Source organism: Daejeonella sp. H1SJ63 (genome assembly GCF_029360775.1).
Classification (GTDB): Bacteria; Bacteroidota; Bacteroidia; order Sphingobacteriales; family Sphingobacteriaceae; genus Daejeonella.
The window spans coordinates 1-4,009 of the sequence record NZ_JARKMZ010000011.1 but is presented as its reverse complement, the minus strand read 5'-3'; the positions used below and the strand labels follow the sequence as shown (position 1 = coordinate 4,009).

General features: G+C 44.4%; 1 protein-coding gene. It reads left to right on the top strand.

What is annotated here, in order from left to right:
• Positions 1 to 1,051 precede the first annotated feature (1,051 nt).
• Complete coding sequence (locus P2W72_RS05015; RefSeq protein WP_276359814.1) at positions 1,052 to 3,751, top strand: alpha-L-rhamnosidase; 2,700 nt, start codon at positions 1,052 to 1,054, stop codon at positions 3,749 to 3,751.
• The last annotated feature ends 258 nt before the right edge of the window (positions 3,752 to 4,009 follow it).

The following is a 4,009-nucleotide window of genomic DNA, read 5'->3' as shown; positions in this document are numbered from 1 at the left end:
AGCCTGGTCTTGCGACTGGGCTTTTTTTTGGTCGAGACTTTCCTAAAAATTATTCCGGACAACAGTGATTAAAAATTACGAAATCCTGTTGCCTCATATCAATTACCAATTATCTGAAAAACAGCTCATATCATATTCAGCAGCCTTCCATCTCAATACGCAATACGCTTTACTCAATACTATATCCTGTTTCCGCTTATCTGAAAAACTCCATTTTCCGTTATTCCAAGCAATACCTTTTCATTAACCTTTTTTGCGGCATTGCCTGCCAGTAGGCAGGGACAGGGCGGTAAACACCACGGCTGCCTTGGCAATAATATTCATAGCCCTGTACGCAGCCGTTGATGGATGAACATTCCTAAACTTGTAACTTTCATCTTAGTAGCCTTCAGATCATTATTAATGGAAATAAAGAATGAATCAGGATTTCCGAGCGGAAGGATGAAAGAACGGCGGGCCGGGTGTTTTGCCCTTGGCGGTAGAAGCGAAACCTGCCCCGATCTTTGAGAGGGGTCTTGTCTTGATTTTACTCAGTATTTATTATTTTTTTATAGGCCTTCGTGGTTTCTCCGCCCGGGGCGGATCGGCATTGTTTACTTTTTGATCAAGCAAACCGCGAAGCAGCTTGAGGCCCTTTGAAAATAAAAATAAACACCGAAAAAAGTACCTTGCCTCCGCGGCAAAGAGCGGGGATGAAATGGTACGAGCGGGGTAGTCGCTTTAGTGATGAGATTTCTCTTCATTCTTCCTTACCCATGACATGTTATTTTCTATTCACCGTTTTACGTTTTTTTGCTCGCCAAGACGCAAAGACGCCAAATCAAAGATTAATTCCAACAATCATTTATTTCATAAATGAAGTGTCTTTGCGTGATTATCTATCCCGCTATGTCATTTTCTCCTTCAGAATTTCTTAAATTTTATTACTCGAAAGGACGGTGGCAGGCAGGGTGGAGTTAGTAATTCCATTCAATACCTTTCATCAATTCTCTCCATTTTCATAAAAATGATTAATTTATCTTCTGATTTATTGTTCATTCAATTAACCACCATGAAAAAACACCTGAAAACAATCCTCGCTCTACTGTTTTTTGTCGCTTTCTCTGCTTTTGCAAATGCACAGTTACGCGTTCAGAAACTGCTTTGCGAAAATCTGGTCAACCCCATCGGAATTGATGCTTTACAACCCAGATTCAGCTGGCAGCTTTCGGGCGAAGGGAGAAACCTTAAACAAACTGCTTATGAGCTTAAAGTTTTAAATAGCTCAAAAACGGTATGGAATTCAGGTAAAGTCAGTTCAGACCAGTCTGTGTTTGTTGAATATGCCGGCAAGACACTGGAGGCAGGCAAAAAATATACCTGGCAGGTTAAAGTATACGATCAGAACGGGAAAGCCGGCGCATGGAGCGAAGCCGCATTTTTCAGAATGGGAATGATCTCGAAAGAGAACTGGAAAGCTCAATGGATCACTCCGGGTTATGAGGAAGACTCACTTCGCGCCAGTCCGCTTTTCAGGAAACAGTTCAAAAGCAGCAAAAAGATCATTGCTGCAACAGCAAATATCACCTCACACGGAATGTATGAAGCTTTTATCAATGGCAAACGCATTGGCGATGCTTACCTTACCCCGGGCTGGACTTCCTACAGCACCCGTCTTCAGTATCAGTCTTACGATGTAACTTCATCCCTGCGCAGCGGAGATAATGCCATTGGTGTGGTTCTGGGTAACGGTTGGTATCGCGGCATTATGGGATTCTCAAACCAGAAAGACATCTATGGCAAAGACCTTGCTCTTCTTTTCCAGCTCGAGATCGAATACAGCGATGGCAGCAAAGAACAAATTATCTCAGACGGCAGCTGGAAATCATCGACAGGTGCTATTGTATATTCAGAAATCTACAATGGCGAAACCATTGATGCCCGGAAAGCAAAAACAGGCTGGAACAACATTAATTATAATGACCGCGACTGGACAAATGCCGGAGAGGCAAATTTCACCAAAGACAATCTGATCGCCACAGAAAATGAACCGGTCAAAAAACAGGAGAAATTCAACCCTGTAAAAATATTCACTACCCCAAAAGGCGAAAAGGTGATTGATTTCGGACAAAACCTGGTGGGCTGGGTAGTGATGAAAGCAAAGGGTAATCCGGGCGACCGCATCGTGCTTTCACATGCCGAAGTGCTTGATAAGCAAGGTAATTTTTATACCGATAACCTGAGGGCGGCCAGGGCTCAGAATACCTACATTCTGAAAGGCGGTGAAGAGGAAATTTTCGAACCTCATTTCACCTGGCAGGGCTTCAGATACCTGCGGGTTGAAGGTATCAGCGGTGAATTGAATCCCAATAATTTTACTGCTGTGGCCCTGTATTCAGACATGGCAACAAGCGGCACTTTCAAAAGTTCCAATCCTATGGTTAATCAGCTGCAGCATAATATCAGATGGGGACAAAGAGGTAACTTCCTGGATGTTCCAACTGATTGTCCGCAGCGTGATGAACGTCTGGGCTGGACAGGCGATGCACAGGTATTCTCAAGAACTGCTGCATTTAACATGAATGTTCACAGCTTTTTCAGCAAATGGCTGAAAGATCTGGAGGCCGATCAGATCGACGGCCAGGTGCCTCATGTGGTTCCGAATATTCTGGGTAAAAACAATTTAAACAGTACCGGATGGGCCGACGTAGCCACCATTATTCCATGGAATCTGTACCTGGCTTATGGGGATAAAAAAGTACTGGAAACTCAGTATTCCAGTATGAGGGCCTATGTGGAAAGTATCCGCAAAATCGCGAAGAATGATCTCTGGAACTCAGGTTCGCACTATGGCGACTGGCTGTACTTCCGTCCGGTAGATGATGACAATGACGGACGCTCGGCAGTTACAGATAAATTCCTGATCGCTCAGTGTTTTTACGCTCATTCTACTCAGCTGCTCATTAACGCTGCTCAGGTACTAAACAGGCAGGATGATGTTCAGCAGTATACTGAACTGCTAAAAAGGATCAAAACTGCATTTATGAACGAATATGTCAGTCCGAATGGCCGGCTGACTTCAGGTACTCAAACCGCCTATGTTCTGGCACTGAACTTCGATATGCTGCCTGAAAACCAAAGAAAGCAGGCGGCAGATCGCCTGGCAGAAAATATCAAAACCTACGGTCACCTGACCACCGGTTTCCTCGGAACACCTTATTTATGCCATGTTTTAACCCGGTTCGGATATACCGATCTTGCTTATAAATTATTACTCCATGATAAATTCCCTTCCTGGTTATATCCGGTCAGAATGGGTGCAACAACCATTTGGGAAAGGTGGGATGGCATTAAGCCGAATGGCACCTTCCAGTCGGTAGGCATGAACTCTTTTAATCATTATGCATACGGTGCCATCGGCGACTGGATGTATCGTAAAATGGTAGGGATCGACACTTTTGAAGACGGAGTAGGCTATAAACACATCCGCATTCAGCCGCATATCGGCGGGGGATTCAGTAATGCCTCTGCAAGTCTGGAAACCTATTATGGCAAAGTAAGCAATGAATGGAAACTCGAAAACGGCAAGTTGAAAATGGATGTCAGCATTCCGGTAAATACCTTTGCAACAATATATATTCCGGCAAAAACTGCATCAGATATTACTGAATCGGGCAGGGAGCTGAGTAAAGAAAGTATTCAGGGCTCTGGGGGCGAATATGTCATTCTGAAGATCGGTTCAGGGAATTATCATTTCGAGGCCGGTAGGTAAGGGAGCGGGTTCGTTATGATGATTTAAGGGAGAAAGTAGTGGATGGAGAGGGTGGCGGGTCAAGCCGACTATGATGATCTATCAGGAGGAAGTGCTACCTGGAGAGGATGGCGGGTCAAGCCCGCCATGACAATGAAGTGCTGCTAAGGGAGAACTAAGGAGATTCCGGCTGTCATCGTGGCGAAAGCCCAATGTCATTAAGTTAAGGATATTCACAATGTATTCTTTCGATTTTTAGTCACTTTAGGCTTCATTCGA

Excerpts from the sequence above, each read along its gene's own strand:
- P2W72_RS05015 (WP_276359814.1), top strand. The coding sequence starts at position 1,052 with ATGAAAAAACACCTGAAAACAATCCTCGCTCTACTGTTTTTTGTCGCT.